General features: G+C 68.0%; 25 protein-coding genes and 2 tRNA genes. 17 read left to right on the forward strand and 10 right to left on the reverse strand.

The annotated features are described in order from the left end of the window. The first annotated feature begins 11 nt into the window (after positions 1-11). On the forward strand, positions 12-287 hold the full coding sequence (locus HWX25_RS04465) for a hypothetical protein (protein ID WP_006476519.1): 276 nt from the start codon (positions 12-14) through the stop codon (positions 285-287). Continuing rightward, positions 284-769, forward strand: a complete 486-nt coding sequence (locus tag HWX25_RS04470) for a GNAT family N-acetyltransferase (RefSeq protein WP_175907371.1) — start codon at positions 284-286, stop codon at positions 767-769. The genes HWX25_RS04465 and HWX25_RS04470 overlap by 4 nt, the downstream gene beginning before the upstream one ends. A gap of 96 nt (positions 770-865) precedes the next feature. Here the strand turns inward: HWX25_RS04470 and rmuC are convergent, their stop codons facing one another. The 5 genes from rmuC to pncB all read right to left on the reverse strand — a co-directional run bounded on the left by rmuC (position 866) and on the right by pncB (position 6,843). Continuing rightward, the gene (rmuC, locus tag HWX25_RS04475; protein ID WP_175907372.1) at positions 866-2,344 is read right to left on the reverse strand and encodes a DNA recombination protein RmuC; all 1,479 of its coding nucleotides are present in this window, start codon (positions 2,342-2,344) and stop codon (positions 866-868) included. Next, entirely contained in the window at positions 2,341-3,330 is a 990-nt protein-coding gene (locus HWX25_RS04480; RefSeq protein WP_175907373.1) for a D-glycerate dehydrogenase, read from the reverse strand. Before HWX25_RS04480 ends, rmuC begins: the two co-directional genes overlap by 4 nt. An 81-nt stretch (positions 3,331-3,411) precedes the next feature. After that, the gene (locus tag HWX25_RS04485; protein WP_175907374.1) at positions 3,412-4,842 is read right to left on the reverse strand and encodes a sodium:proton antiporter; all 1,431 of its coding nucleotides are present in this window, start codon (positions 4,840-4,842) and stop codon (positions 3,412-3,414) included. A gap of 52 nt (positions 4,843-4,894) precedes the next feature. Next, entirely contained in the window at positions 4,895-5,557 is a 663-nt protein-coding gene (locus HWX25_RS04490) for a lactate utilization protein C (RefSeq protein WP_059523763.1), read from the reverse strand. A gap of 86 nt (positions 5,558-5,643) precedes the next feature. After that, the gene (gene pncB / locus HWX25_RS04495; protein ID WP_059523765.1) at positions 5,644-6,843 is read right to left on the reverse strand and encodes a nicotinate phosphoribosyltransferase; all 1,200 of its coding nucleotides are present in this window, start codon (positions 6,841-6,843) and stop codon (positions 5,644-5,646) included. Between the two features lie 289 nt (positions 6,844-7,132). On the opposite strand from pncB, the gene fdxA reads away from it, so the two are divergent. From fdxA to HWX25_RS04535, 8 genes are all read left to right on the forward strand, one after another. After that, positions 7,133-7,456: a ferredoxin FdxA gene (gene fdxA, locus HWX25_RS04500; protein ID WP_006753067.1), complete on the forward strand. Its 324-nt coding sequence runs from the start codon at positions 7,133-7,135 to the stop codon at positions 7,454-7,456. A 103-nt stretch (positions 7,457-7,559) separates the two neighbouring features. Continuing rightward, positions 7,560-7,635: transfer RNA gene (locus HWX25_RS04505), tRNA-Asn, on the forward strand. A 75-nt stretch (positions 7,636-7,710) separates the two neighbouring features. Beyond that, positions 7,711-7,786, forward strand: a tRNA-Asn gene (locus tag HWX25_RS04510). 107 nt (positions 7,787-7,893) lie between these two features. Beyond that, entirely contained in the window at positions 7,894-8,379 is a 486-nt protein-coding gene (locus tag HWX25_RS04515; protein ID WP_059523767.1) for a CreA family protein, read from the forward strand. A gap of 61 nt (positions 8,380-8,440) precedes the next feature. Then, complete coding sequence (locus HWX25_RS04520) at positions 8,441-9,346, forward strand: AraC family transcriptional regulator (protein WP_175907375.1); 906 nt, start codon at positions 8,441-8,443, stop codon at positions 9,344-9,346. 122 nt (positions 9,347-9,468) lie between these two features. After that, positions 9,469-10,242 (forward strand): AzlC family ABC transporter permease, encoded by a 774-nt coding sequence (locus HWX25_RS04525; RefSeq protein WP_175907377.1) that lies wholly within the window; start codon positions 9,469-9,471, stop codon positions 10,240-10,242. Next, positions 10,239-10,577: an AzlD domain-containing protein gene (locus tag HWX25_RS04530; RefSeq protein ID WP_175907379.1), complete on the forward strand. Its 339-nt coding sequence runs from the start codon at positions 10,239-10,241 to the stop codon at positions 10,575-10,577. The genes HWX25_RS04525 and HWX25_RS04530 overlap by 4 nt, the downstream gene beginning before the upstream one ends. Before the next feature lie 158 nt (positions 10,578-10,735). Next, complete coding sequence (locus HWX25_RS04535; RefSeq protein WP_059816122.1) at positions 10,736-11,512, forward strand: DUF4088 family protein; 777 nt, start codon at positions 10,736-10,738, stop codon at positions 11,510-11,512. A 117-nt stretch (positions 11,513-11,629) separates the two neighbouring features. Here HWX25_RS04535 and HWX25_RS04540 read toward each other — a convergent pair whose 3' ends face one another. Continuing rightward, positions 11,630-12,040, reverse strand: coding sequence for a hypothetical protein (locus tag HWX25_RS04540; RefSeq protein WP_175907381.1), 411 nt, complete (start codon positions 12,038-12,040; stop codon positions 11,630-11,632). A gap of 280 nt (positions 12,041-12,320) precedes the next feature. On the opposite strand from HWX25_RS04540, the gene HWX25_RS04545 reads away from it, so the two are divergent. From HWX25_RS04545 to fumC, 3 genes are all read left to right on the forward strand, one after another. Continuing rightward, positions 12,321-12,539 (forward strand): RNA-binding S4 domain-containing protein, encoded by a 219-nt coding sequence (locus HWX25_RS04545; RefSeq protein ID WP_006753074.1) that lies wholly within the window; start codon positions 12,321-12,323, stop codon positions 12,537-12,539. A gap of 129 nt (positions 12,540-12,668) precedes the next feature. Further along, entirely contained in the window at positions 12,669-14,057 is a 1,389-nt protein-coding gene (norM, locus tag HWX25_RS04550; RefSeq protein WP_175907383.1) for a multidrug efflux MATE transporter NorM, read from the forward strand. Positions 14,058-14,199: 142 nt separating this feature from the next. Continuing rightward, positions 14,200-15,594: a class II fumarate hydratase gene (gene fumC / locus HWX25_RS04555; RefSeq protein ID WP_059702519.1), complete on the forward strand. Its 1,395-nt coding sequence runs from the start codon at positions 14,200-14,202 to the stop codon at positions 15,592-15,594. Positions 15,595-15,650: 56 nt separating this feature from the next. On the opposite strand, the gene HWX25_RS04560 is transcribed toward fumC, so the two are convergent. Together HWX25_RS04560 and HWX25_RS04565 are read right to left on the reverse strand one after the other, a co-directional pair. Further along, positions 15,651-16,163 (reverse strand): acyl-CoA thioesterase, encoded by a 513-nt coding sequence (locus tag HWX25_RS04560; protein WP_014897688.1) that lies wholly within the window; start codon positions 16,161-16,163, stop codon positions 15,651-15,653. Positions 16,164-16,305: 142 nt separating this feature from the next. After that, entirely contained in the window at positions 16,306-16,446 is a 141-nt protein-coding gene (locus tag HWX25_RS04565; protein ID WP_175907385.1) for a hypothetical protein, read from the reverse strand. A gap of 178 nt (positions 16,447-16,624) precedes the next feature. Between HWX25_RS04565 and HWX25_RS04570 the strand changes: the two genes are divergently transcribed. Then, positions 16,625-17,332: a helix-turn-helix transcriptional regulator gene (locus HWX25_RS04570; protein ID WP_059523783.1), complete on the forward strand. Its 708-nt coding sequence runs from the start codon at positions 16,625-16,627 to the stop codon at positions 17,330-17,332. Positions 17,333-17,494: 162 nt separating this feature from the next. Continuing rightward, positions 17,495-20,014: a DUF6600 domain-containing protein gene (locus HWX25_RS04575; RefSeq protein WP_175907387.1), complete on the forward strand. Its 2,520-nt coding sequence runs from the start codon at positions 17,495-17,497 to the stop codon at positions 20,012-20,014. Between the two features lie 106 nt (positions 20,015-20,120). Here HWX25_RS04575 and HWX25_RS04580 read toward each other — a convergent pair whose 3' ends face one another. Then, complete coding sequence (locus tag HWX25_RS04580; RefSeq protein ID WP_059816398.1) at positions 20,121-21,092, reverse strand: thymidylate synthase; 972 nt, start codon at positions 21,090-21,092, stop codon at positions 20,121-20,123. A gap of 42 nt (positions 21,093-21,134) precedes the next feature. Next, positions 21,135-22,532: a sigma-54 dependent transcriptional regulator gene (locus HWX25_RS04585; protein ID WP_059523787.1), complete on the reverse strand. Its 1,398-nt coding sequence runs from the start codon at positions 22,530-22,532 to the stop codon at positions 21,135-21,137. 473 nt (positions 22,533-23,005) lie between these two features. On the opposite strand from HWX25_RS04585, the gene HWX25_RS04590 reads away from it, so the two are divergent. Both HWX25_RS04590 and HWX25_RS04595 read left to right on the forward strand, forming a co-directional pair. Next, positions 23,006-23,359, forward strand: coding sequence for a hypothetical protein (locus HWX25_RS04590; RefSeq protein WP_244138733.1), 354 nt, complete (start codon positions 23,006-23,008; stop codon positions 23,357-23,359). Between the two features lie 297 nt (positions 23,360-23,656). Next, a complete protein-coding gene (locus HWX25_RS04595; RefSeq protein WP_175907389.1) occupies positions 23,657-24,157 on the forward strand; it encodes a dihydrofolate reductase in 501 nt (166 codons plus the stop codon). Positions 24,158-24,213: the final 56 nt, after the last annotated feature.

Genomic DNA, 24,213 nt, shown 5'->3' on the forward strand with positions numbered 1-24,213 from the left:
GCAATCCGCACATGAAGAAACAAATCTCGTCGATCGCCGCGGGGCAGACCGCGAAGGCGCTGATCCTCGTCTATCTGACGTTCAGCGTGCCGATCGTGCTGCTCGGCATCCTGGTCGCGTACATCCGCTACGGGATGGTCGAACTGAGCACGATCCTGAGCGCGCTGCTGCTGAACGCGATCCTCGGTTTCGTGCTGCTGTGGATCGCCTGCCACGCGTACAACTGGGTCGCGTCGCGCTTCGGCGGCATCGAGATCGTGCTGTCCGATCCGCCGGAGGAAGCGTGAGCGGCACGCCGCTGATCCGCACGGCCGAAACGCGCGACGTCGGTGCGATTCTCGCGCTGATGCGCGAGCTGGCCGAGTTCGAGAAGCTTGCGCACCTGTTCGTCGCGAGCGACGCCGATCTGGCCGACGCGCTGTTCGGCGAGCGCCCCGCCGCCGAAGCGCTGGTGGCCGAGCGCGACGGCGCGATCGTCGCGTATGCGCTGTTCTTTCACAACTATTCGACGTTCCTCGGCCGTCGCGGCCTGTATCTCGAGGATCTGTACGTGCAGCCGTCGCAGCGCGGCACGGGCCTCGGCACCGCGATGCTGCAGCACCTCGCGGCACTCGCAGTCGAGCGCCGCTGTGCTCGCTTCGAATGGTCGGTGCTGGACTGGAACCAGCCGGCGATCGACTTCTACGAAAAGATGGGCGCGACCGTGCTGCCGGAATGGCGCATCGTGCGCGTCACCGGGGATGCGCTGAACGCGCTCGCCGCACGTTGAACGCGGGCCGGCCACGCCGGTCGGTGCTGCAAAGGAAAACGGGCGCCACGGCGCCCGTTTTTCGTTCCAGCCGGCTTCGGCTGTACACGTGATGCGTCATGCATCGTCCGCATCGGCGCCGTCGGCGGCTTCCGCGCCGAGCAGCCCGGCCGCCGTCTCGCCCGGCAACGCCTCGACCTGCTTCAGCTTGCGGTTCATCACGCGGGTGCGCTGCTCGGCGGCCTCGATCGAGCGCGTGACCGTTTCGAGCTGCGCCTTCGTGCGCGCGAGCACATCGCCGAACTTGCCGAATTCGGTCTTCACCGCACCGAGCACCTGCCACACTTCGCTCGAGCGCTGCTCGATCGCGAGCGTGCGGAAACCCATCTGCAGGCTGTTCAGCAGCGCGGTCAGCGTGGTCGGGCCGGCCACCGTGACACGATAGTCGCGCTGCAGCAGGTCGGTCAGCCCCGGGCGGCGCAGGATCTCCGCGTAGAGCCCCTCGGTCGGCAGGAACAGCAGCGCGAAATCGGTCGTATGCGGCGGTGCGACGTACTTCTCCGCAATCGTGCGCGCTTCCATCCGCACGCGCGCCTCGAGCGCACGGGCCGCGTCCTCGACCGCCACGGAATCGGCGCGCTCCTGCGCGTCGATCAGCCGCTCGTAGTCCTCGCGCGGGAATTTCGCGTCGATCGGCAGCCACACCGGCGGCGCGTCGCGCGTGCCGGCATCGCGCCCCGGCAGCCGGATCGCGAACTCGACGCGTTCGCTGCTCTTCGGCACCGTCGCGACGTTCTTCGCATACTGGTCGGGCGTAAGCATCTGCTCGAGCAAGGCCTCGAGCTGCACCTCGCCCCAGGTGCCGCGCGTCTTCACGTTCGTCAGCACCTTCTTGAGGTCTCCAACGCCGGCCGCGAGCGTCTGCATCTCGCCGAGCCCGCGGTGGACCTGCTCGAGCCGGTCCGACACGAGCTTGAACGATTCGCCGAGCCGTTGTTCGAGCGTCGCATGCAGCTTCTCGTCGACGGTGCGGCGCATCTCCTCGAGCTTCGCCGCATTGTTCGTCTCGATTTCCTTCAGCCGCTGCTCGAGCGTCGCACGCACTTCGCCGATCCGGCGATCGTTGGCCTCGGTCAGTTGCGTGAGCTGCCGGTTCAGCGTGTCGCCGAACAGCCGCAGCGCGACCGTCTGCTCTTCGCGCGCCTGCTGCGCCTGACGCTGCACGCTCTCGCGCATCGCATCGAACTGCTGCGCGTTGCCCGCGACGAGCTTGCCCAACTGTTGCGCGAACCCCTCGATCTGATTGTTCTGCACGGTCGCGATACTCGTGAGCTGTGTCGCGAGCGTCTGCTGAAGCTGCGAGAAACTGCCAGCCAGCTCGGTGCGCGAGCCGCGCGCGTTCTCGACGATCTCGCCACGCAGCTCGCGCTCGAGCCGCTCGACCGCGAGCGCCTGCGCGTGCGCGGCGTCCTCGATCCGGTCGCCGAGCACGGCCGCATCGTCGTGGCGGCCACCGCCGCGCACGATCGCGACGATCGCCACCGCGAGCGCGACGGCCAGCACGATGACCGTCGCCAGCAACAACATCGTCGTCATGCGCGCGGCTTCCCGATCACGTCAGGGTTGATCGGGTTCGGCGGCTGCCCCGCGCGCGGCCCTTCGCCCAGCGCGGCGATCAGGTTGTCGGCCGCGAGGTTCGCCATCGCGCGGCGCGTCTTCTCGGTCGCGCTCGCGATGTGTGGCGTCAGCACGACGTTCGGCACCTCGAGCAGCGCCGGGTGCACGCTCGGTTCGCCTTCATAGACGTCGAGGCCTGCCGCGGCGATCGTCCTGTCGCGCAGTGCGGCGGCCAGCGCCGCGTCGTCGACGATGCCGCCGCGCGCGATGTTGGTCAGCGTCGCGGTGGGTTTCATCTTCGCGAGCTCGGCCGCGCCGATCGTGTGATGGTTCTCCTTCGTGTACGGCAGCACGAGCACGACGTGATCGGCGCGCGCCAGCAAGTCATCCTTCGACAGGTATTCGGCATTCAGCTCGGCCTCGATCTCGGGCGCGACCCGCGACCGGTTGTGATAAATCACCTCCATCCCGAAGCCGCGCGCGCGCCGTGCGAGTGCCTGACCGATGCGCCCCATCCCGATGACGCCGAGCGTCGAGCCGTAAATGTCGCTGCCGAGGAAACCGTCATACGCCCACTTCTGCCAGTGTCCGGCGCGCAACCAGTGCTCGGATTCGGCGATCCGCCGCGCGGCGGCCATCATCAACGCCCAGCCGAAATCCGCGGTCGATTCGTTCAGCACGTCGGGCGTGTTGGTGCCGAGCACGTTCGCGGCATTGAACGCGGCCATGTCGAAATTGTTGTAGCCGACCGCCATGTTCGACACGACGCGCAGGCGCGGCGCCGCCGCGAGCGCGGCCGCGCCGACCGGGTCGCCCGCCGTCAGCGCGCCGTCCTTGTCCGCGAGACGCGCAGCGAGCGCATCGGGGGCGAGCGCGTCGCCATTGTTCCAGTCGACTTCGAAATACTGCTCGAGCCGTTCGATCACGTCCGGAAAGATCGGACGTGCGACCAGGATCTTCTGCATCGCCATCTCCGCATGCCGCGGCCGGCACGCGGCACATCGTGCGCCGCCGGAGCCGTCCGCGCTTGGTTGAAAATCGTCAGCCTACGCCGGGAAGAAGATCCACGACGTCAGCAGGAATACGGGTACCAGGATCACGAGCGCCCAGCCCAGATACGCGAAGAAGCTCGGCATCTTCACGCCGCGCGATTCCGCGATCGCCTTCACCATGAAATTCGGCGCATTGCCGATGTAGCTGTTCGCGCCCATGAACACCGCCCCCGCCGAAATCGCGGCAAGCGTCGTCGCGCCGGTCGTCATCAGCGCTTGCGCATCGCCGCCCGCGAGGTTGAAGAACACGAGGTAGGTCGGCGCGTTGTCGAGAAACGACGACAGCAAGCCGGTCGCCCAGAAGTACATCGCGTCGATCGGCTTGCCGTCGGGCCCCGTGACGAGATGGACGATCTGGGCGAACGCACCGTCCGCACCCGCGCGGAGGATCACGATCACCGGCGCGATCGTCACGAAGATCCCCGCGAACAGCTTCGCGACCTCCTCGATCGGCGCCCAGTTGAACGCGTTGCCTTCGCGCGCCGAGCGCGGCGTCAGCGCGAGCGACGCGAGCGTCACGACGACCAGCGCGACGTCGCGCACGAGATTCTGCAGCGCGACGTGCGTGCCCCACACGTCGAACGAGATGCCCGGCTTCCAGACGCCGCTCATCAGCACGAGGCCGATCACGGCCGCGAGCAACACGAAGTTGACCTTGCCGTCGATCGACAGCGCACCGCCGTCAGGCGTCGGGTCGAGTGCGGCCGGCCGCTCCTCGCCGGCCTTCCGGTAGAAGTACGTATCGAGCACGAAGAAAAGCGTCAGCAGCACCGCGCAGATGAACAGCATCGGCAGTGCGAGATGCGTGGTCGTCCAGAAGAAGCTCACGCCGTTCAGGAAGCCGAGGAACAGCGGCGGATCGCCGAGCGGCGACAGCGAGCCGCCTGCGTTCGCGACGAGGAAGATGAAGAAGATCACGACGTGCACGACATGCTTGCGGTTATCGTTCGCGCGCAGCAGCGGCCGGATCAGCAGCATCGCGGCGCCCGTCGTGCCCATCACGCTCGCGAGCAGCGTGCCGAGCGCGAGGATCGCGGTGTTCAGCTTCGGTGTGCCGTGCAGGTTGCCGTTGACGCAAATGCCGCCGGCGACCGTATAGAGCGCCGTCAACAGCACGATGAACGGTATGTACTCCTCGAGCAGCGCGTGCACGAGCGTACCGAACGCCGTGCCCGCACCGAACGCGGCGGCGAACGGAACCAGGAACACGATCGCCCACGCCGCGGCGATCTTGCCGAAGTGGTGATGCCAGAACACCGGCGCGACGAGCGGGAACACCGCGATGGACAGCAGGATCCCGGCGAACGGGATGCCCCAGAGTGCGGACAGCGTGGCACCGTCGAGCGTGGCGGCCGATGCAAGCGCGGGAACGGCGCCAAGCGCTGCTCCCGACGCCATGCCCGCCCAGGCGGCATGTCGTTTCATGCAGAACTTCCTTGTGCGTGTGAGTCGAGTGAGGATGGATCAGGCGCGCGCGTCATGCGCCGCGTACGACGATCGCGTGAACGCGGTACGGGCCGTGCGCGCCCAGCACGATGGTCTGCTCGATATCGCCCGTGCGCGACGGGCCCGATACGAAATTGACCGCACGCGGCAATTCGCCGCGCTCCGCGCGAATCAGCGCGAATGCGTCTTCATGGCCCGCGACGATCCGCGACGCCGGCACGATCGCGATGTGCGTCTCCGGCAGCAGCCCGGCCGACGCATAAGTGTCGGGGCCGGACAGCAGCACCAGCGAACCGGTTTCGGCGGTTGCGCAGAAGCAGCCGGTGAGGCCGACGAGATCGCCGTCGCGCGGTTTTCGGCATTCGACCGACAAGCCCGCGCCGGCCCAGTCGAGCTCGGCCAGCGTGCGCCACGCGACGGCCTGCATTGGCAGGCCGTGAGCGGAAAGATAGCGGGCGGCGGCGGCCGGCGCATCGGCCAGTGTCGCGACCTCGTCGACCGTCGTCGACAAGCGAGCCGCTTCGTCGACGAATGCGGCGACGAGGTCGGCCGGCATCGGCGGGCGCGGCCCCTCGGGATGGCGGGCGAGATAGTCGGCGACGCCGTCGCGCTCCGCTGCATCGGGTTCGGGCGCGCGTCCTTGCGCCGCGCGAATGCGTGCGAGGATCTGGCGACGGGCAGCGGAAGTGTCCATGAACGGTCCTCGTGACGTTGGCGTGCAATACCGTCGGATTATACCGGCCGCCCTCGCCGCGACGCACCTGGCCGCTTGGCCGACGCTTACTGCGATGCGTCCTCGTCGACCGGCTGCGCGATGCCGAACACCTGGCGCAGGTACGCGAGATACGCCTTGTCGTCGCACATGCTCTTGCCCGGCGAATCCGACAGCTTCGCGACCGGCTGTCCGTTGCAGCGGACCATCTTGATCACGATCTGCAGCGGCACGTAGCCGAGATCGTTCGTGAGATTGGTGCCGACGCCGAACGCGAGCTTGCAGCGGTTGCGGAACCGTTCGTACAGCTGCATGACCTTCGGGATGTCCAGCGCGTCCGAGAACACGAGCACCTTGGTACGCGGATCGCAGCGGTTCGCCTCGTAGTGGCGCAGCATGCGCTCGCCCCATTCGAACGGATCGCCCGAATCGTGGCGCGCGCCGTCGAACAGCTTGCAGAAGTACATGTCGAAGTCGTTCAGGAACGCGTCCATCCCGTAAACGTCCGACAGCGCGATCCCGAGGTCGCCGCGATACTCCTTCGCCCACATCTCGAAACCGTAGGTCTGCGAATCGCGCAGCCGCGGGCCGAGCGCCTGGCAGGCCTGCAGGTATTCGTGGGCCATCGTGCCGAGCGGCGTCAGGCCGTGCTTCATCGCGTAGAACACGTTGCTCGTGCCCGCGAATTGCGGCCCGAGCCCGTCGCGCAGCGTCAGCGCGACCTCCTCGTGCCACACCTTCGAAAAGCGCCGGCGCGTGCCGTAGTCGGCGATCTTGCAGTCGGCGAACTCGGGCTTCGCGCCGAGCAGCTTGATCTTCTCGCGCAGCCGTTCGCGGCCTTCGCGATAGTCGGGCTCGCGCTGCGTGTTGCGGAAATAGACCTCGTTGACGATCGCGAGCGCCGGGATCTCGAACAGGATCGTGTGCAGCCACGGCCCCTCGATCACGATGTCGATCTCGCCGTTGCCCTTCGGCGAAGGCGTGATCGAGATGTATTTCTCGTTCAGGTGGAACAGCGCGAGGAAGTCGACGAAGTCGCTCTTGATGAAGCGCATGCGCCGCAGGTAGTCGAGTTCGTCGTCGGTGAAGCGCAGCGAACACAGGCCGCGCACCTCGTCGCGGATCTCGTCGATGTACGGGACGAGATCGACGCCGGGCGTGCGACACCGGAACCGGTACTCGACGTTTGCGGCAGGAAAGTGATGCAGGACGACCTGCATCATCGTGAATTTGTAGAGATCCGTGTCGAGCAGCGAAGTGATGATCATGATTACGGCACCGCCAATATCGTGACAGGGCCCCGGCGCACCGCGCGCCGCCCGGTCTGCCGGCCATGTTACCCGAATGCGGGCCCGACCATCATGAAACCGCCTCCCCCTTCCCCACCGCGTCGTGCGGCCGGCCGTACGCACCGCGCCCACGGTCGGCCCCATAAACTAATCACGAAACGATATAAGCCGGAAAGCCGACCACGCCATGCGGGTTTTGCGCTTCAGTTACAATGCCGCTTTTGGCGCAAACGCCACCCCATATATACCGCCAAGCAGGAGCGTTTTAATGACTCACGTTGTGACCGAAGGCTGCATCAAGTGCAAATACACGGATTGCGTGGATGTGTGCCCGGTGGATTGCTTCCGTGAAGGTCCCAACTTTCTCGCCATCGATCCGGACGAGTGCATCGACTGCGCCGTGTGCGTCGCCGAGTGCCCGACCAATGCGATCTATGCCGAAGAAGACGTTCCGGGCGACCAGCAGCAGTTCACCGAGCTGAACGCCGAGCTGGCGAAGAACTGGCCGTCCATCACGAAGACGAAGCCGGCACCGGCCGATGCGGACGAGTGGAAGGACGTGCAGGAAAAGCTGCACCTGCTCGAACGCTGATCGCGCAGCGGCGCCGCAAAATATTTTGCACGTCGCCGCTCAAAAGTGTTGACAGGTTAGCGAACGCTCCATACAATCTCGTTTCTCTGCTGTTGTTGTTTGTTCCCCGATAGCTCAGTCGGTAGAGCGCCGGACTGTTAATCCGTAGGTCCCTGGTTCGAGCCCAGGTCGGGGAGCCAAAAACGCAAGAGCCCGTTGAAGGTGGACGGGTTTTTTGTTGGCCACCAAACAAGCACGCAGATGTACCGATTTATTCCCCGATAGCTCAGTCGGTAGAGCGCCGGACTGTTAATCCGTAGGTCCCTGGTTCGAGCCCAGGTCGGGGAGCCAGACAGCAAAAGGCCCGTCATTCGACGGGCCTTTTGTTTTTCCGGCGCCCGTCGGTCACCGCCGCGCATGCTAGAGTTTCTGTCCCGCATTCGCATCCGGTTCCATCGATGAAGCACCGCCTCCTTTCCGCTGCGCCGTTCGCCCTTCTGCTCTCCGCCCTTGCCGCCGCGCCGCTCGCGCACGCGGAGGAAGTCGGCAGCGTCAACACTCATTTCCGCGTGACGGGCTCCGACCGCGTGGTCGTCGAAGCGTATGACGATCCGCTCGTGACGGGCGTCACCTGCTACGTGTCGCGGGCGCGCACCGGCGGGATCAAGGGCACGCTCGGCGTCGCCGAGGATCCGAGCGAAGCGTCGATCGCGTGCCGGCAAGTCGGTCCGCTCAGCTTCAAGGAGCCGCTCAAGCAGCAGACCGACGTGTTCAGCGAGCGGATGTCGTTCATCTTCAAGACGCTGCATGTCGTGCGCGTGGTCGACAAGAAGCGCAACACGCTCGTCTACCTGACCTACAGCGACCGCATCGTCAGCGGCAGTCCGAAGAACGCCGTGACCGCGGTGCCGATGCCGGCCGGCACGACGATTCCGGTCAAGTAAGCCCGCGCCGGCCGGGCGCTCGAGCGATACACTGTCGATTCGACCGCCCTCGCGCCCGACCATGTCCGCCCCCCGCCTTCTTCCGGACTCCGCACGTTACTGGCGCACGCCGCTGCTGCCGGATGCGGACCTGCTCACGGCGACCTATCGCGACCATACGTTCGCGCCGCACTGGCACGACGCGTACACGATTCCCGTGATCCTCGAGGGCGCGGAGCGCTACACCTGTCGCGGCAGCGGCCATGTCGCCGAAACGGGCACCGTGCCCGTGATCAATCCCGGCGAGGTGCACACGGGCTCGCGCGCGACGGACGAAGGCTGGTGCTATCGCGTGAGCTACGTGCCGGTCGACTACATTCGCGCGCTCGCGAGCGCGATCGCGGGGCGCCCGCAGGATGCGCCATGGTTCCCGTCCGACGTGATCCGCGACGCCGATCTCGCGGCACGGCTCGCGCTGGCCCACCGGATGATGGAGGCAGGCAGCGAGTGCATGCCGCCGTTCCATCCGCACGAGCAGCCGGCCGCCGACGTTCCGGCCGCCGCGGCACCGTGCGCCTACGATCCGCTCGCCGCCGAAACGGCGATGCTCGATGCATTGTCGACACTGATCGCGCGCCATGCCGACGCGCGGCTTCAGCCGGCGGCGCTCGCGGCCGACGAGCCGCGCGTCGACGCGATGCGCGAGAGGCTCGCCGCCGATCTCACGTGCACGGTCACGCTCGACGACGTCGCGCAGGCCGCCGGCCTGTCGCCGTTCCACGCAGCGCGCCTGTTCACCCGGACGATCGGGATGCCGCCGCATGCGTGGCGCAACCAGCTGCGGCTGCAGCGCGCGCTTGCGCCGTTGCGCGCGGGCGTGTCGATCGCCGACGTCGCCGCGGCCAGCGGCTTCGTCGACCAGAGTCACTTCTCCCGGCATTTCAAGCGGATGTTCGGCGTGCCGCCCGGACGCTGGCAGGCGCGCTGACGCGCACACGCCCATCCTGCATTCGACGATACGCGGCAACCGGCACGCAGATTGCGCCGCCGGCGCCGCGTGCGCAAGAACGTACAAGCCGCCACGAGCAGCGCACCGCTATCCTGCATTGCATGGAGACGCGCCCTGTGAAACCTGCACCCACACCTTCATCCCCGCCCCGCCGCCCGCTCAACGAATGGCTCGACGGCGCACGCGACACGATCCCGATGATGATCGGCGCGGCGCCGTTCGGCGTGATCTTCGGCACGCTGGTCGGCGGCGGCCCGCTCGCCGCATGGCACGGCGCGTTGATGTCGCTTGCGGTGTTCGCGGGCTCAGCGCAATTCATCGCGCTCGGCCTGATCGCCGGCAGCGCGAGCTTCGTCGTCGTGCTCGCGACGACGCTGATCGTGAACCTGCGTCACCTGCTGTACAGCGCGACGCTCGCCCCGTACGTCGCGCACCTGCCGCTGCGCTGGCGCGCGACGCTCGGCGCGCTGATGACCGACGAGGTGTTCGCGGTCGCCTACGCGCACTACCGGCACTTCCCGCCCGGTGCGATCGGCCCCCACTACTTCTTCGGCTCGGGCCTCGCGATGTACCTGAACTGGCAGGTCTGGACGCTCGCGGGCATCGGTTTCGGCGCGGCCTTCCCGGGCCTCCAGTCGCTCGGCCTCGATTTCGCGATGGCGGCGACCTTCATCGCGATCGTCGTTCCGCAACTCGGCACGCTGCGCTATTTCGCGGCCGCCGCGACGGCCGGTACGCTCGCGTACTTCTGGCAGGGCTGGCCGTACAAGCTCGGGCTGCTGGGCGCGGTCGCCGCCGGCGTCGCGGTCGGCGTCGCGCTGACACTGCGGCACGAGCGTTCGCGCACCGCCTCACACACGGAGACCGCATCGTGAGCTACGCGCTGCTGATCCTCGGGATGGCCGTGATCACCTATGCGATCCGGACGACGCTGTTCCTGTTCGGCGAGCGGCTGACCTTCCCGCCGCTCGTGCGGACCGCGCTCGGCTTCGTGCCCGTCACCGTGCTGACCGCGATCATCGTGCCGATGACCGTCTCGCCGCACGGCGGCACGGCCGAACTGACCTGGCGCAATCCGCAGCTCGTCGGCGCGCTCGCCGCCGTGCTGGTATCGGCGACGACACGCCGGCCGCTCGTGACGATCGCGGTCGGGCTCGCGGTGTTCTTCTTCTGGCAAGGGATCGTGATGCCGCACTGGCTGTCGGCCTGAGCGAACGTCGCCGGCCGCGCTCAAGTTTTCGCCTGGCGCGCCGATATCGGGTAGGAAGACCCGCCATCGGCCTCGGCGCGAACCGGTCCGTCGACGCTGCGCCCGCACCGGTGCGCGGTGTCGGCCGCCGGCCGCGCGGGCCGCCATCGAGACGATTCATGGGCCAGATCACCCTTTCCCTCAAGGACGACACGCTTGCGTCCCTGCGCAAGGACTACGACGCATTCGTGCGCGTGTCGCTGAAACTCGACCCGCAGTTCGCGACGCCGTCGTTCGAGGATTTCCTGCGCGCCAAGCTGCTCGACAACATGGTGCCGCTGACCGAGCATGCCGTGCAGCGGATGCTCGAGGGCGGCCAGTACGCATGGGCGAAGCGCACGCTCGACAAGGAATTTCCGGACGTCGTCGCGATCCTGATGCGGCAGGCCGGCGAATTCGGCTTCGGCTTCGCGTCGCGCTCCGAATGGACCCCCGACGAGCTCGCGAAGGCGTGCCGCGACTGGGCCAAGGCGATCGTCGCCGAAGCACAGGGCGACGCGTCGCTCGTCGATCCGCTCGCCGCGCAGATCAAGAGCGCGGTGCACGACATCCAGGCGCTCGAGGAAATGATGCAGACGCCCGCATGGCGGCTTGCGGAATCGCTGCGCCAGCGCGTCTACGAGGCGAAGCTCGCGTGCGAGATGAGCGTCGGCAGCGCCGCGCGCGACAAGCTCGGCGAACTGCGCGGCCTGCTGCGACTCGGGCTCGCGCACGGTTCGTTCCAGAAACAGGAGGCGCAGCAGATCATGGAATACCTGCGGCTGCTGAAGCCCGAGATCTTCGTCGACGAGCCGTACGACGTTTTCGCGCGGCTTGCCGCGTGGCTGCGCAGCGTATTCACGCCGTCCGCCGCGCGACCGGCGCCCGGACCGGGCCAGGAACAGCACCGGCCATGACGGCCCGCGTCCACGCATGAAGAACGGCCCGGTTCGCGCGAAGCGAACCGGGCCGCCGATCGATCGCCGTCACGACGCGCCGTCCGGGGCGAACGTCGTGCGACGTCGGAGGGCCGCTTACTGTGCGGCGCCCGAGGCCGATGCGCCGCCCTGCACGCCGGCCGACGCGCCGCCGTCGACCGCCTCGTCGCCCACCTTCGACTTTGCCGTGCCGGCATGATGCTTGGCCGACTTCGCCGCATGCTTCGTGTGCTTCTTGGCCGAGTGGACCGCCGACGACGCCGTATCCTTCGCGCCGTCGGCTGCCGCGCCGACCGCGTCGGTTGCGCCGCCGACCGCATTGCCCGACGCATTCGCGCCGGCATCACCCTGCATGCCCGCACCTGCGCCAGCCCCTGTTGCCGGCGCCTGCGCCTGCACGCCGGCACCTGCGGTGCCCTGTGCCGCGACACCCGTCTGCGCGAATGCGGCCGAAGTGGCGAACGCCGTCAGCGCGGCACCGATCAGCATCGTACGAATCTTGGACATGACAATCCTCCTCAAGAAGTTGTGGGCGCGGACCGCGTCGATGCGATCCGTCGCGTCCCCTGCCGCAACGCGCAGCAGGTACGACGAAAGACCCGCGGGCCGCACGTCCGGTTCTCGAATCTCTCAGACTGTTACCCACCGTTTCATTTGCTGACGAATCGCTCACAGTCCTTAACAACTGCGGCGCGCGGGCCTGCACGAGCGTCCGCACTCGCGCGCCGGCCGTCGGTGCCGTATGATGCGGGGCGATTCCTCCCGCGCATCGCGCGCTCCCTTCGTCATGCCCAATCTGGATTTCACGCTGACCGGCGAATACGTCGAGCTGCACAACCTTCTCAAGATCACCGGCCTCGCGGATAGCGGCGGCACCGCGAAGATGTTCGTCGCGTCCGGCGCGGTGAAAGTCGACGGCGTGGTCGAGCTGCGCAAGACCTGCAAGATCCGCGCGGGTCAGGTCGTGCTGTTCGGCGATACGCGGATCGCGGTTCACGACGCGTAGCGGTTCCCCCTGACCGCGACATGGCCATCGGCGCGCGCGTTCGACACCGTTCGAATAAAGCCGTAAGCTAGCCGTCTCTCAAAATAAATACAGACAGCGCGGGCCCGCACCCGCGCGAGCGCTCACTCCATGTCGCATTCCGGTCTTACGCGGACGGCCGCCGCGCCGCCGTCGCTGTCCAGCCATGCCGCCGATACCGCGCGCCTCGCCGCGCCGCTCGCGATCGCGCAACTCTCGCAGATGGCGATGAGCGTCACCGACACGGTCCTGCTCGGCTCGCTCGGCCCCGATTCGCTCGCGGCGGGCGGCCTCGGCGCCAACTTCTTCTTCGTCATCGTCACCGTGCTGCAGGGCGTGCTGTCGTCGATCAGCGTGAGCGTCGCGCATGCGCGCGGCGCGCAGGCGGAACATCGCGTGCCGCACATCTACTGGACCGGCTTCGTGCTGTCCGTGCTGCTCGCGATTCCGGCGATCGTCGCGCTGTCGCTGTCCGAACCGATCCTGCTGATGTTCCACGAGCCGCCGACGCTCGCGCATCACGTCGGCGAGTACACCGGCATCTTGCGGTTCGCGGCGCTCGGCAGCCTGATCGGCGTCGGACTGATGCGCGCATTCCTGCCGGCGATCGGCGCCGCACGACGCCTCCTGTGGGTGTCGATCGGCGGCGTCGGCGTCAACGGCGTGCTGAACTATGGGCTGATCCACGGCGCGTTCGGCTTGCCGCGGCTCGGTTTCCTCGGCTCGGCGGTCGCGACGACCATCACCATCTGGCTCACCGCGCTCGCGCTGATCTGGCTGCTGCACGGCCGCCAGCGGTTCCGTCATTTCGTGACCGCCGCCCGCCCGAAACTGCCGGTGATGGGCGAGCTGATCGGCATCGGCTGGCCGGTGGCGATCACGTACGGGGTCGAATCGACGCTCTTCCTCGCCACGGGCCTCACCATCGGCGTGCTCGGCGCGACGTCGCTGGCCGCGCATCAGATCGCGCTGAACGTCGCGTCGGTCGCGTTCATGGTGCCGCTTGCGATCGGCCAAGCCGCCAACGTGCGGGTCGGCTACTGGGTCGGCGCCGGCCAGCCGGTCGCCGCGCGGCATGCGGGCTTCGTCGCGCTCGGGCTCGGCGTCGCGTTCATGTCGCTGTCGGGGCTCGTGCTGATCGTCGCGCCGCATGCGATCGTCGGCCTGTATCTGCAACTCGACGACCCGGCCAACGCGGCGACCGTGTCGCTGGCCGCGTCGCTCCTCGGCATCGCCGCGGTGTTCCAGATCGTCGACGGCATGCAGACCGTCGGGTCGGGTGCACTGCGCGGGCTGCGGGACACGCGCATCCCGATGCTCGCGGCGACCTTCGGCTACTGGGGCATCGGTTTCCCGACCGGTTACTGGCTGGCGTTCCATGCCGGCCTCGGCGCGCGCGGCCTGTGGTGGGGGCTCGCGGCCGGCCTCGCGAGCGTCGCCGTGCTGATGGCCTGGCGCTTTCACCGGAAGACATCGTCTCTCGTCGCGCCGACGCGTTGAACTCGGCACGACGCGAAATCGCGGCCGGCGCTATGCTTGTCGGCTGAAGACCCAAGGACGCCGCGCCAGCGGCGCGACTGCCTCACGATACGCCAGACGCCGCGCCACGCGCGGCCTTTCCCCTTCCCAAGAGGAGTGCATCATGAACGAAGCAGTTCGGATGGAACGCGACACGTTCGGCGAGATCGCCGTGCCGGCCAACCGGCTCTGGGGCGCGCAGACGGAACGCTCGCTGCAGAATTTCCGGATCTCGACAGAGAAGCAGTCGCCCGAGCTGATCCACGCGCTCGCGATCGTCAAGCGCGCCGCGGCCGCCGTGAACCAGTCGCTCGGCGTGCTGGCCGACGACAAGGCGCGCGCGATCATCGACGCGGCCGACGAGATCATCGCGGGCAAGCATCCGCGCGAATTCCCGCTCGCGGTCTGGCAGACGGGCTCCGGCACGCAGACCAACATGAACCTCAACGAGGTGATCGCGAACCGGGCGAGCGAGCTGCTCGGCGGCGAGCGCGGCGAAGCACGCAAGGTCCACCCGAACGACGACGTGAACCGCGGCCAGTCGTCGAACGACGTGTTCCCGACCGCGATGCATGTCGCGGCCGCCTACGCGATCGTCAACCACCTGCTGCCCGCGCTGCGCACGCTGCGCGCGACGCTCGACGCGAAGTCGAAGGCTTTCGCCGACATCGTGAAGATCGGCCGCACGCACCTGCAGGACGCGACACCGCTCACGCTCGGGCAGGAGTTTTCCGGCTATGTCGCGCAGCTCGACCAGGGCGTCCGGCACGTCGAATCGGCGCTGCCGCACCTGTACGAACTCGCGCTCGGCGGCACCGCCGTCGGCACCGGGCTGAACGCGCATCCGGAGTTCGCGGTGCGCGTGGCCGACGAGATCGGCCGGCTGACGAAGCTGCCGTTCGTGACCGCACCGAGCAAGTTCGAGGTGATGGCGGCCGCCGATGCGCTGGTGTTCGCGCACGGCGCGCTGAAGACGGTCGCGGCCGGCCTGATGAAGATCGCCAACGACGTCCGCTGGCTCGCGAGCGGGCCGCGCTGCGGGCTCGGCGAACTGTCGATTCCGGAAAACGAACCGGGCAGCTCGATCATGCCGGGCAAGGTGAACCCGACGCAGTCGGAAGCCGTGACGATGCTGTGCTGCCAGGTGTTCGGCAACGACGTCGCGGTCAACGTCGGCGGCGCCAGCGGCAATTTCGAGCTGAACGTGTTCCGGCCGATGATCGCGCACAACGTGCTGCAGTCGGTGCGGCTGCTCGCCGACGGCGCGCAGAGCTTCAACGACCACTGCGCGGTGGGCATCGAGCCGAACCGCGCGCGCATCGACCTGCTGCTGAACGAATCGCTGATGCTCGTGACGGCGCTCAATCCGCACATCGGCTACGACAAGGCCGCGCAGATCGCGAAGAAGGCGCACAAGGAAGGCACGACGCTGAAGGCCGCCGCGCTCGCGCTCGGCTACCTGACCGAGGCGGAATTCGACGCGTGGGTGCGCCCCGAAGAGATGATCGGAGCGCGGTAATCGCGGGGAGGTGACGCGATGACGGGCGCGGCACGCATGCGCGGCGCCCGTTGTCGTCAGACGGTGCCCTTCGCCACTTCCTCGGGCTTCATCTCGACGATCTTGTCGAGCGCGGCGCGCACGTCGGCCGCATATTTGGCGAGCACCTTCTGCTCGTCGGTCTCGGGCACGAACGGCGGCACCGGCACCGGGTTGCCGTTCTCGTCGACCGCGACGAACACGACGAGGCAATCGGTCGTCTGGCGCAACACGCCGCCCTTCGGATCGCCGGCATGCACGGACACATGAATGTGCATGCTGGTGCGCCCCGTCGCGACGACGCGCGCCTTCAGTTCGACCAGGTTGCCGACGAGAATCGGACGCTGGAAGCGGATGTTGCCAACGCTGACCGTCACGCAATAGCGGCTCGACCAGACCGCCGCACACGCATACGCGACCTCGTCGATCCACTTCATCAACGCGCCGCCATGCACCTTGCCGCCGAAGTTCACGGACGACGGCTCGGCGAGGAAGCGGAATACGGTTTCGGTGCGGTCGAGGGCGGCCGGTACGGGGGACGGTTGGGACATCGTGGTAGCTCCAGGCGGCGGGGGCACTGCAATCGGCGCATTATACGTTGCACTGCGGCAACACGTCGCGGCACCCACCGCGCGGCCGCGACGGCACGCCCGCGCACGCTGAGCCGGCGTCGGCGCCGGAAATCGGCGCTCGTCAGCGGCGCACCGTGATCCCTTGGTCGATCGTCCCGTACATCTCGAGGCTGCCGCCCCGCACGCCGGCGGCGCCCGCGCCGCCCTGCGCACAGGCCGCGCAGAGGAGCGCGGCCGCCAACAAGCAGAAAATCGTCTTCATCGTTGCATCGTGACGCATCCGGCGGCCCACTGCCGCCGCGTCGGGTCATTCTACGCGCGCGCGGCCGGCGACCACCGGTCGCGCACCGCCCCGCCGCATCCGACATTTCATCCGAACGCGAAACATCGAATGCGCGCAGCGCCTACACTGCAGTCATTCCGACTGACGAGACACGACGATGACCGATCAAGACGACCACCACTTTCCAGGCCTGAGCCGGATCGGCGCACTGATCGCCGATCCCGGGCGCGCCGCGATGCTGTGGGTGCTGATGGACGGCAGCGCGCGGCCGGCCGGCGAACTGACGATGATCGCGGGGCTGTCGCCGTCCGCGGCGAGCGCGCACCTTGCGCGCCTGACCGAAGGTGGCCTGCTCGCGCTCGACGTGCGTGGCCGGCACCGCTACTACCGGCTCGCGTCGGCCGACATCGCGGCGTCGCTCGAGGCACTGGCGAACGTGGCCCGCGCGGCCGCGCCGAACCGTCCGGTGCCGCCGCCGTCGCGCACGGTGCCGGCCGAACTGCGCTACGCGCGCACCTGCTACGACCACATGGCCGGCGAACTCGCGGTCCGCATCTTCGACGGGCTCACCGCGCGCGGCTGGCTGCAGGCGGACGGCGACGCGATCGAGGCGACCGAGCTCGGCACGCAAGCGCTCGCGCGCTGGGGCATCGACGTCGCACAGCAGCGCACGCGCCGCCGCCGTTTCGCATGCGGCTGTCTCGACTGGAGCGAACGCCGCCCGCATCTCGGCGGCGCGCTGGGCGCGGCACTCCTCGACAGCTTCTGCGCGCACGGCTGGATCGAGCGTGCCGCGCGGCCGCGCGTGCTGCGCGTCACCGTGCCCGGACAGCAGATTTTCGACGACTGGCTTACGTCCGCTTGACGCGCACATTGCGACCGGACGACAACGGCGCGCGATGGACAGGTTTTGTTACATCGCGTGCCATTAGACTTACAAAACACCGAGCACTGAAACAGGCCGAGCGGATATTGTGAACTCAACGGCACGAATCGACGCGCCGCGATAACGACGAAGACGCTCATCATGGCCTCCCTGTTCACGCTCAAGCGAACCGCCCACTGCACGCTGCTCGCGTTCGCCACGCTGGCGACCCTGCCCTCCGCATTCGCGCAAGCGACACAGGCCGCGGCGTATGCGGCCGCCGCCCGACAACCGGGCGGCGATCCGCCGAGCCGCGTCGCCCGGCTCAACTACATGTCGGGTGCCGTGACGACGGAGCCCGCCGGCACCGATACCTGGTCGTACGCCGCCGTGAACCGGCCGCTGACGACCGGCGACCAGCTGTGGAACGATGCCGGCGCGCGCTCGGAGCTGCACATCGGCTCGACCGCGGTGCGTCTCGGCGAATCGACGAGCCTGTCGGTCCTGAACCTCGACGACAACACGACGCAGCTGAAGGTCGGGCTCGGCACCGTGTCGACGCACGTGCGCGATCTGCCGCCGGGCGGGACCTACGAAATCGACACGCCCAATCTCGCGCTCGGCGTCACGGGCCCGGGCGACTATCGCGTCGATGTCGCGCCGAACGGCGAGACGACGACGGTCACCGTCCGCAGCGGCAGCGCGACCGTCTACGGCAGCAACGGGCAGTATCCGCTGTCGCCCGGGCAGCAGGTCGTGTTCACCGGCACCAACCTGCAGGTCGCGCAGCAATCGGCCGCACCGGCCCCCGACGCGCTCGACCAGTGGGCCGCCGGCCGCGATGCGGCCGAGCAGCGCTCGGTGTCGGCCCGCTACGTATCGCGCGACGTTCCCGGCTATCAGGACCTCGACGCGAACGGTACTTGGCGCGAAACGCCGAATTACGGCAACGTCTGGGTGCCGAACGACACGCCGGCCGACTGGGCGCCGTATCACGACGGTCACTGGATCTGGCAGGCGCCGTGGGGCTGGACGTGGGTCGACGATGCACCGTGGGGCTTCGCGCCTTATCACTACGGCCGCTGGGCCTATGTCGACGACAGCTGGGCGTGGGTGCCCGGCCCGATGGTCGTCAGTCAGCCGCCCGTCTACGCGCCGGCGCTGGTCGCGTTCGTGGGTGGAGGCGGCGGTCCCGACTGGAGCGTCGCGCTGACGGTCGGCGGCGTCGCCGCGGCCGGCTGCGCGTGGTTCGCACTCGGCCCGGGCGAACCCTGGCATCCCGGCTGGGGCGGCTGGAGCCCGCATTACTACGATCGCGTGAACCGGAACATCGTGGTCAACAACGTGACGGTCAACAAGACCGTGAACGTGACGAACATCAACAACGTCACCAACATCACGAACATCAACAAGACGTACGTGAACTTCCGGGCGCCGCATGCGATCACGGCCGTGCCGGCGTCCGCGTTCGTGCACGGTCAGCCGGTCGCCCACTTCTCGCAGCGCGTCGATCCGCAGCAATGGCGCAATGCGCACGTGATGCCGGGCACCCCCGGCATCGCGCCGGTACGCCAGAGCTTTACCAGCGGACTGCGCACGGCCAGCTACCGCCCGCCGGCGGCGATCGGACAGCACACGTTCGTCGCGACGCGCAATCCGGCGGTGCCGGCCGCGTATCGCGACCAGGCGGCCGCGCATCTCGCCCGGCAAGGCGGGCGCGTGCCGGGCGCGGGCGCGCCCGTCGCGAGGACGAATGTGCCGGCCGACTATACGGCTCGCCCGGTCCGCGTTCCGGGCAACCCGAAAGCCGGAGCATGGGCGATGCGCAACGTGCAGCTCGTGAATCCGCACGGTCCCGTCGTGCAACCGGCGCACGCGCCGCGCGACGGGCAGCCCGCTCCGGCACAGGCACAGGCCGCACGGCCGGGTGCGCCGATGCCGATCATGCCGAATGGCGCGCGGCCGATGAACGGCGAAGGCCCCAATGCGCCGCGTGTCGCGAACGGCGCCACGCCGCAGGCGCCGGGCAATCCGGCTCCGCATCAGGCGCCCGGCGCCGGAAATGGCGTCCCGCACCCGCCGACGGCCGTCAACGCGCCGACCGGGCACGACAACACGCACGCTGCCGCGGCGCCCGCGCCCGCGTGGATGCAGCCGCATACGCCGATGGAACGTCAGCGCCCGACGCCGCCGACGGCACTCCACGCAGCCGGACAGAATGCACTGCCGCCCGTGCGCAGTGCGGCGGCGGTCCCGCATCCGGAAGCCGCGCACGGCACGCAACCCGATGCGCGGCAGGAAACGCCGCGCGCGTTACCGCAACCACGAATCGATACGACCGCGCAGATTCCGCAGCCACGTCCGCGTCCTGACTTCGCGGCACCGGCCCAGCATGCGCAGCCGCGGCCCGAGCGGGCGACCCCGACACCGCAACCGCGCCCCGAATACGCGCAACCGGCACCGCGGCGCGAGGTCGCGCCGCCGCGCGTGAACGAGTACCGCCCGCCCGCGCCGGCCGTGCACGACATGCCGCGGCCGCAGCCGCAGGCGCCGCGCATGGAGCCGCGGCCGTCGATGCCCGCGCCGCACATGGAACCGCGGCCGCAACCGGCGCCGCACGTCGAGGCGCCGCGCCCGAGCAATCCGCCGCCCGGCGGCCACGAGGAGCGGCACCGCCAGTAACCGCGCCCGATGAAACGAAAAGGCCCGACCGGCGAATGCCGGTCGGGCCTTCTTCATTCCATCTGTCGCGGATCGCGTAACCCGCGCCGCCGTCGAACGCCGGGGCTCAGACCGCCATCGGCGCGGTCAACGGCTCATGATGCCGGTAGCCGACGAGCGAGAAGTCGGACGGCTCGATCTGCTCGAGCCATTCGGGTGCATAAACGCCCGTCTTCGCGTAGTCCGGCACGCGCTCGGCGATCTCGAGCCGCGGGCTATCGTACGGTTCGCGCGTGAGCTGCTGCTGCAGCATGTCGAGCTGGTTCTCGTAGATGTGCGCGTCACCGATGAAGTACGTGAACCAGCGCGGCGTGTAACCCGTCAGCCGGCCGACGAGCGACAGCAGCGCGGCCCCTTCCGTCAGGTTGAACGGCGTGCCGAGCCCGACGTCGTTGCTGCGGATGTACAGGCACAGCGAAATCTCGCGCTTCGTGACGTTCGGCAGGAATTGGTACAGCAGATGGCACGCGGGCAGCGCGATCTGGTCGAGTACGGCCGGATTCCACGCGTGAAACAGGATGCGGCGATCGGCCGGGTTCTCCATGATCGTGTCGAGACACTGGCGCAACTGGTCGATCGCCTTGTACAGCAGCACCTTCGGCGCACCGTCCTCGTCGAAGCGCGTGACGATCCGGAAACCGCGGCGCGTCGCGTCGGCGATCTGCGCGTCGGCGTCCGCGTCGAGCACCTTGTAGCCGGGCCACTGGCGCCATTGCACGCCGTACACGTCGCCCAGGTCGTCGACGCCCTGGCGGTACGGGTTCGCGAGCCACTGCGCGTTGTCGTTCGCGTTCGCGTCCCACACCTTGCAGCCGAGCGCGCGGAAATCGGCCGCACTGCGCGATGCCCGCAGGAAGCCGACCAGTTCGCCGATCGCGGACTTGAACGCGAGCTTCTTGGTCGTCACGGCCGGGAAACCTTGCTGCAGGTCGAACCGCAGCATCGCACCGGGCATGCTGATGGTGCGGATGCCCGTGCGGTTCTCCTGCCAGGTGCCGGTGTCGAGGATGGTGCGAACGAGGTCGAGGTACTGTTTCATGCGGGTTCCTTCGGCCGCGAGGGCGGCCGTCACCCGCCAATTTTAGCAAGCGTGACGCGGAACCTCCGGCAACGGCGCCGAAAACCCTCCCAGCGGGTCGCTGCGATCGCGCATGCCATGCGCGCACATCAGCCGGTACAACGTGACGCGCGACACGCCGAGTTCGCGCGCCGCATCGGCGAAACGGCCGCGGTGGCGCAGCAGCGCCTGCTCGATCGCCTGCCGTTCGGCCGCTTCCCGCGCCTCGGTGAGCGAGACGGGCGCCAGGATCGCAAATTCGTTGAGCTCGAGATCGGCCGCGGTAATCATCCGGCCCTCCGACATCACGATCGCGCGGCGCACGCGATTGATCAGCTCGCGCACGTTGCCCGGCCACGAATAACCGTACAGCGCGGCGATCGCGTCCGGCGAGAAACCGCGCAGACGGCGATGCGCATCGCCCTTGAAACGCTCGAGCATGTGGCGCGCCAGCAGCTCGATGTCCTTGCCGCGCGCGCGCAGCGGCGGCTCCTCGATCTTCAGCACGCACAGCCGATGGAACAGATCCTCGCGGAACCGCCCGTCGCGCAGCGCCGCTTCCATGTCCACGTGCGTCGCGCAGATCACGCGCACGTCGACCGGCACCGACACATGCGCGCCGAGCCGCTCGATCTTGCCTTCCTGCAGGAATCGCAGCAGGCTCGCCTGGCTCTCGAGCGGCAGGTCGCCGATCTCGTCGAGAAACAGCGTGCCGCCGTTCGCGGCCTCGACGCGGCCGATCTTGCGCTGATTCGCGCCCGTAAAAGCACCGCGCTCGTAGCCGAACAGTTCGGCTTGCAGCAGCGTCGACGGAATCGCACCGCAATTGATCGCGACGAACGGCGCCTGCGCGCGCGCCGAGCGCTCGTGGATCGCAACGGCCGTCAGTTCCTTGCCGGTACCCGATTCGCCGGAGATGAACACCGGTGCATCGGTCGTGGCGACGCGCCGGATCGTCCTGAAGAGGCCGAGCATCGCGTCGCAGGTGCCGACCATCTCACCTTCGGCGCGCCCGGCGCCGACGGGCGACGCCACCGGGTCGGTCAGCGCGACCATGCCGTGCGCATGGCCGATGGTCTCGACGATGCGCGACGCCTCGTACGGCATCGTCACGTAGTCGAAGCAATAGTCGCGAATGAGATGTCGCAGCGTGGCGTCCTGCAACTGCCCACGCCGGGTCGCCGCGATCCAGCCGATTTGCTGGATGCTCAAGCACGTTTCGAGTTCGCGCAGATCCGCGGGCCGAAAACCCGGCGAGAAATCGAGCAGGCCGGCGGTTGCCACGCCGTGCTGCACGACACGCCGCACGTCGCGTGCGCTTTCCGCAAGATCGACGCGCCACCCGCATTCGTCGAAATGCCCGCGCAACGCGTCGTTCGGCTCGCGCGAGAAATAGATCACATGCCGCTGCTCGGCTCCCATATGCCCACCCCGTTCATCAACCGTCTAACGATTGCCGTACACGCCAAGTCGCGTGCAAAAGGATCGAACCGGGTCAGCCGAAGCGGCTCGATTCGCCATGCCGATGCGCGGCGGCGACCAGCCTCGCATGATGGCGCTTATCTCGCGTCCAGTTATTTTTTGGTCACGACGGCTTAGTTATAGGCGCTGAATACGACAAACCAATTGCAGCGCAAAGGGGCGAGCGGCCGAATCGCTCAATGGTCGACGTTTATCAATCATCTGCACATAGCACACGCGCAGCGACGCGTACCTGCATCGACACACGCGCAGATTTTCATCCTTGAAGCGTTTTGATTGAATCCGCAGTATTCCCAAGCCCCGTCGTTTCACGCCTGAAACATTTCCCGGCGTTTTCGATTGCGATTCGTGACGCTCCCCCGCAAATCGCAGACGCGACAATGCTCTTCGCCCGATGGCATGCATTTCGCTGAATGTGCAACGGATCGGAGAAGGCGGCCATGCGAACACTTTTTTCACGGTCTTGCGTGCAGATGACGATTGCGTTTGCGCTCGCGTGCCCGTTCATGCCGGCACGCTCGGAAGAAGGCGCGCGGCCCGAACGCGCGATGCTGCTTGCCGATAACGCGCCGCGCATGCAACAGGACAACCGCATCGGTATCGTGCCGATCGCCGCACCCAAACCGCGTTCGTCGGGCAACACATGGGTGACGCTGTGGGACGAGCTCGCCCCGCCTGCTCCGCTGCCGGTCCCGATTCCTGTTCCGCTTCCCGGCAACGCGCAACATGCGATGGAGGGAAACACCGGAAACCGCATGCATCAATAATCCGCTCACGACGCCACATGCCGCTCAATCGATGAGGATTACAGATCGAATGGGATGGGTCCGGTCGTTTCACGCAGCGTCGATATCTCGACGCGAACCGTTTTTTGTGTCCGTCCCCCGGCGGGCACTCTTTTTATTCTGGACATCACGGCGCAAAGGCCGCACCTCGTCGCCACCGCCGACGAGGCGCGGCGGACCGAACACCGCCAATGCGCCCGCGCGCCCGCATCGATGCGGTCGCGCGCCGCCATTCCGGTAGAATCGGCGCCATTCCGGTTCTCTTCTTCCCCGACCTTCATGACGACGTTGACCCTGATCGTCGCGCGCGCCCGCAACGGCATCATCGGCCGCGACAACCAGTTGCCCTGGAAACTTCCCGAGGACCTCGCGTTCTTCAAGCGCACGACGATGGGCGCGCCGATCGTGATGGGCCGCAAGACCCACGAGTCGATCGGTCGGCCGCTACCGGGCCGCCGCAATATCGTCGTCACGCGCGACGCAACGCGCCGCTTCGACGGTTGCGACACCGTCACGTCCCTCGCGGATGCGCTCGCGCTCGCCGCGCGCGACGGGGTCGCCGAAGCATTCCTGATCGGCGGCGCACAGCTCTATGCGGAAGGCCTGGAACTCGCCGACAAGCTGATCGTCACCGAAATCGACGCGGACTTCGACGGCGATGCGTCGTTCCCGGCGCCCGATCCCGCGCACTGGCACGAAGTGTCGCGCGACCCGCACCAGGCCGCCGCGCCGAACACGTTCGGCTATGCGTTCGTCGTCTACGCGCGCAAGCGCGGCTGACACGCGGCCCACGACAAAAAGCCCGACCGGCGCATCCACGCCGGTCGGGCTTTTTT

This window comes from Burkholderia sp. BCC1640 (genome assembly GCF_902833125.1).
GTDB classification, from domain to species: domain Bacteria; phylum Pseudomonadota; class Gammaproteobacteria; order Burkholderiales; family Burkholderiaceae; genus Burkholderia; species Burkholderia diffusa.

Bases quoted from the DNA above. Each gene is read 5' to 3' on its own strand.
- HWX25_RS04465 (WP_006476519.1), top strand. From the start codon at position 12: ATGAAGAAACAAATCTCGTCGATCGCCGCGGGGCAGACCGCGAAGGCG.
- rmuC (WP_175907372.1), bottom strand. From the start codon at position 2,344: ATGACGACGATGTTGTTGCTGGCGACGGTCATCGTGCTGGCCGTCGCG.
- HWX25_RS04480 (WP_175907373.1), bottom strand. From the start codon at position 3,330: ATGCAGAAGATCCTGGTCGCACGTCCGATCTTTCCGGACGTGATCGAA.
- HWX25_RS04485 (WP_175907374.1), bottom strand. From the start codon at position 4,842: ATGAAACGACATGCCGCCTGGGCGGGCATGGCGTCGGGAGCAGCGCTT.
- HWX25_RS04490 (WP_059523763.1), bottom strand. From the start codon at position 5,557: ATGGACACTTCCGCTGCCCGTCGCCAGATCCTCGCACGCATTCGCGCG.
- pncB (WP_059523765.1), bottom strand. From the start codon at position 6,843: ATGATCATCACTTCGCTGCTCGACACGGATCTCTACAAATTCACGATG.
- fdxA (WP_006753067.1), top strand. From the start codon at position 7,133: ATGACTCACGTTGTGACCGAAGGCTGCATCAAGTGCAAATACACGGAT.
- HWX25_RS04515 (WP_059523767.1), top strand. From the start codon at position 7,894: ATGAAGCACCGCCTCCTTTCCGCTGCGCCGTTCGCCCTTCTGCTCTCC.
- HWX25_RS04520 (WP_175907375.1), top strand. From the start codon at position 8,441: ATGTCCGCCCCCCGCCTTCTTCCGGACTCCGCACGTTACTGGCGCACG.
- HWX25_RS04525 (WP_175907377.1), top strand. From the start codon at position 9,469: ATGGAGACGCGCCCTGTGAAACCTGCACCCACACCTTCATCCCCGCCC.
- HWX25_RS04535 (WP_059816122.1), top strand. From the start codon at position 10,736: ATGGGCCAGATCACCCTTTCCCTCAAGGACGACACGCTTGCGTCCCTG.
- HWX25_RS04540 (WP_175907381.1), bottom strand. From the start codon at position 12,040: ATGTCCAAGATTCGTACGATGCTGATCGGTGCCGCGCTGACGGCGTTC.
- HWX25_RS04545 (WP_006753074.1), top strand. From the start codon at position 12,321: ATGCCCAATCTGGATTTCACGCTGACCGGCGAATACGTCGAGCTGCAC.
- norM (WP_175907383.1), top strand. From the start codon at position 12,669: ATGTCGCATTCCGGTCTTACGCGGACGGCCGCCGCGCCGCCGTCGCTG.
- fumC (WP_059702519.1), top strand. From the start codon at position 14,200: ATGAACGAAGCAGTTCGGATGGAACGCGACACGTTCGGCGAGATCGCC.
- HWX25_RS04560 (WP_014897688.1), bottom strand. From the start codon at position 16,163: ATGTCCCAACCGTCCCCCGTACCGGCCGCCCTCGACCGCACCGAAACC.
- HWX25_RS04565 (WP_175907385.1), bottom strand. From the start codon at position 16,446: ATGAAGACGATTTTCTGCTTGTTGGCGGCCGCGCTCCTCTGCGCGGCC.
- HWX25_RS04570 (WP_059523783.1), top strand. From the start codon at position 16,625: ATGACCGATCAAGACGACCACCACTTTCCAGGCCTGAGCCGGATCGGC.
- HWX25_RS04575 (WP_175907387.1), top strand. From the start codon at position 17,495: ATGGCCTCCCTGTTCACGCTCAAGCGAACCGCCCACTGCACGCTGCTC.
- HWX25_RS04580 (WP_059816398.1), bottom strand. From the start codon at position 21,092: ATGAAACAGTACCTCGACCTCGTTCGCACCATCCTCGACACCGGCACC.
- HWX25_RS04585 (WP_059523787.1), bottom strand. From the start codon at position 22,532: ATGGGAGCCGAGCAGCGGCATGTGATCTATTTCTCGCGCGAGCCGAAC.
- HWX25_RS04590 (WP_244138733.1), top strand. From the start codon at position 23,006: ATGTGCAACGGATCGGAGAAGGCGGCCATGCGAACACTTTTTTCACGG.
- HWX25_RS04595 (WP_175907389.1), top strand. From the start codon at position 23,657: ATGACGACGTTGACCCTGATCGTCGCGCGCGCCCGCAACGGCATCATC.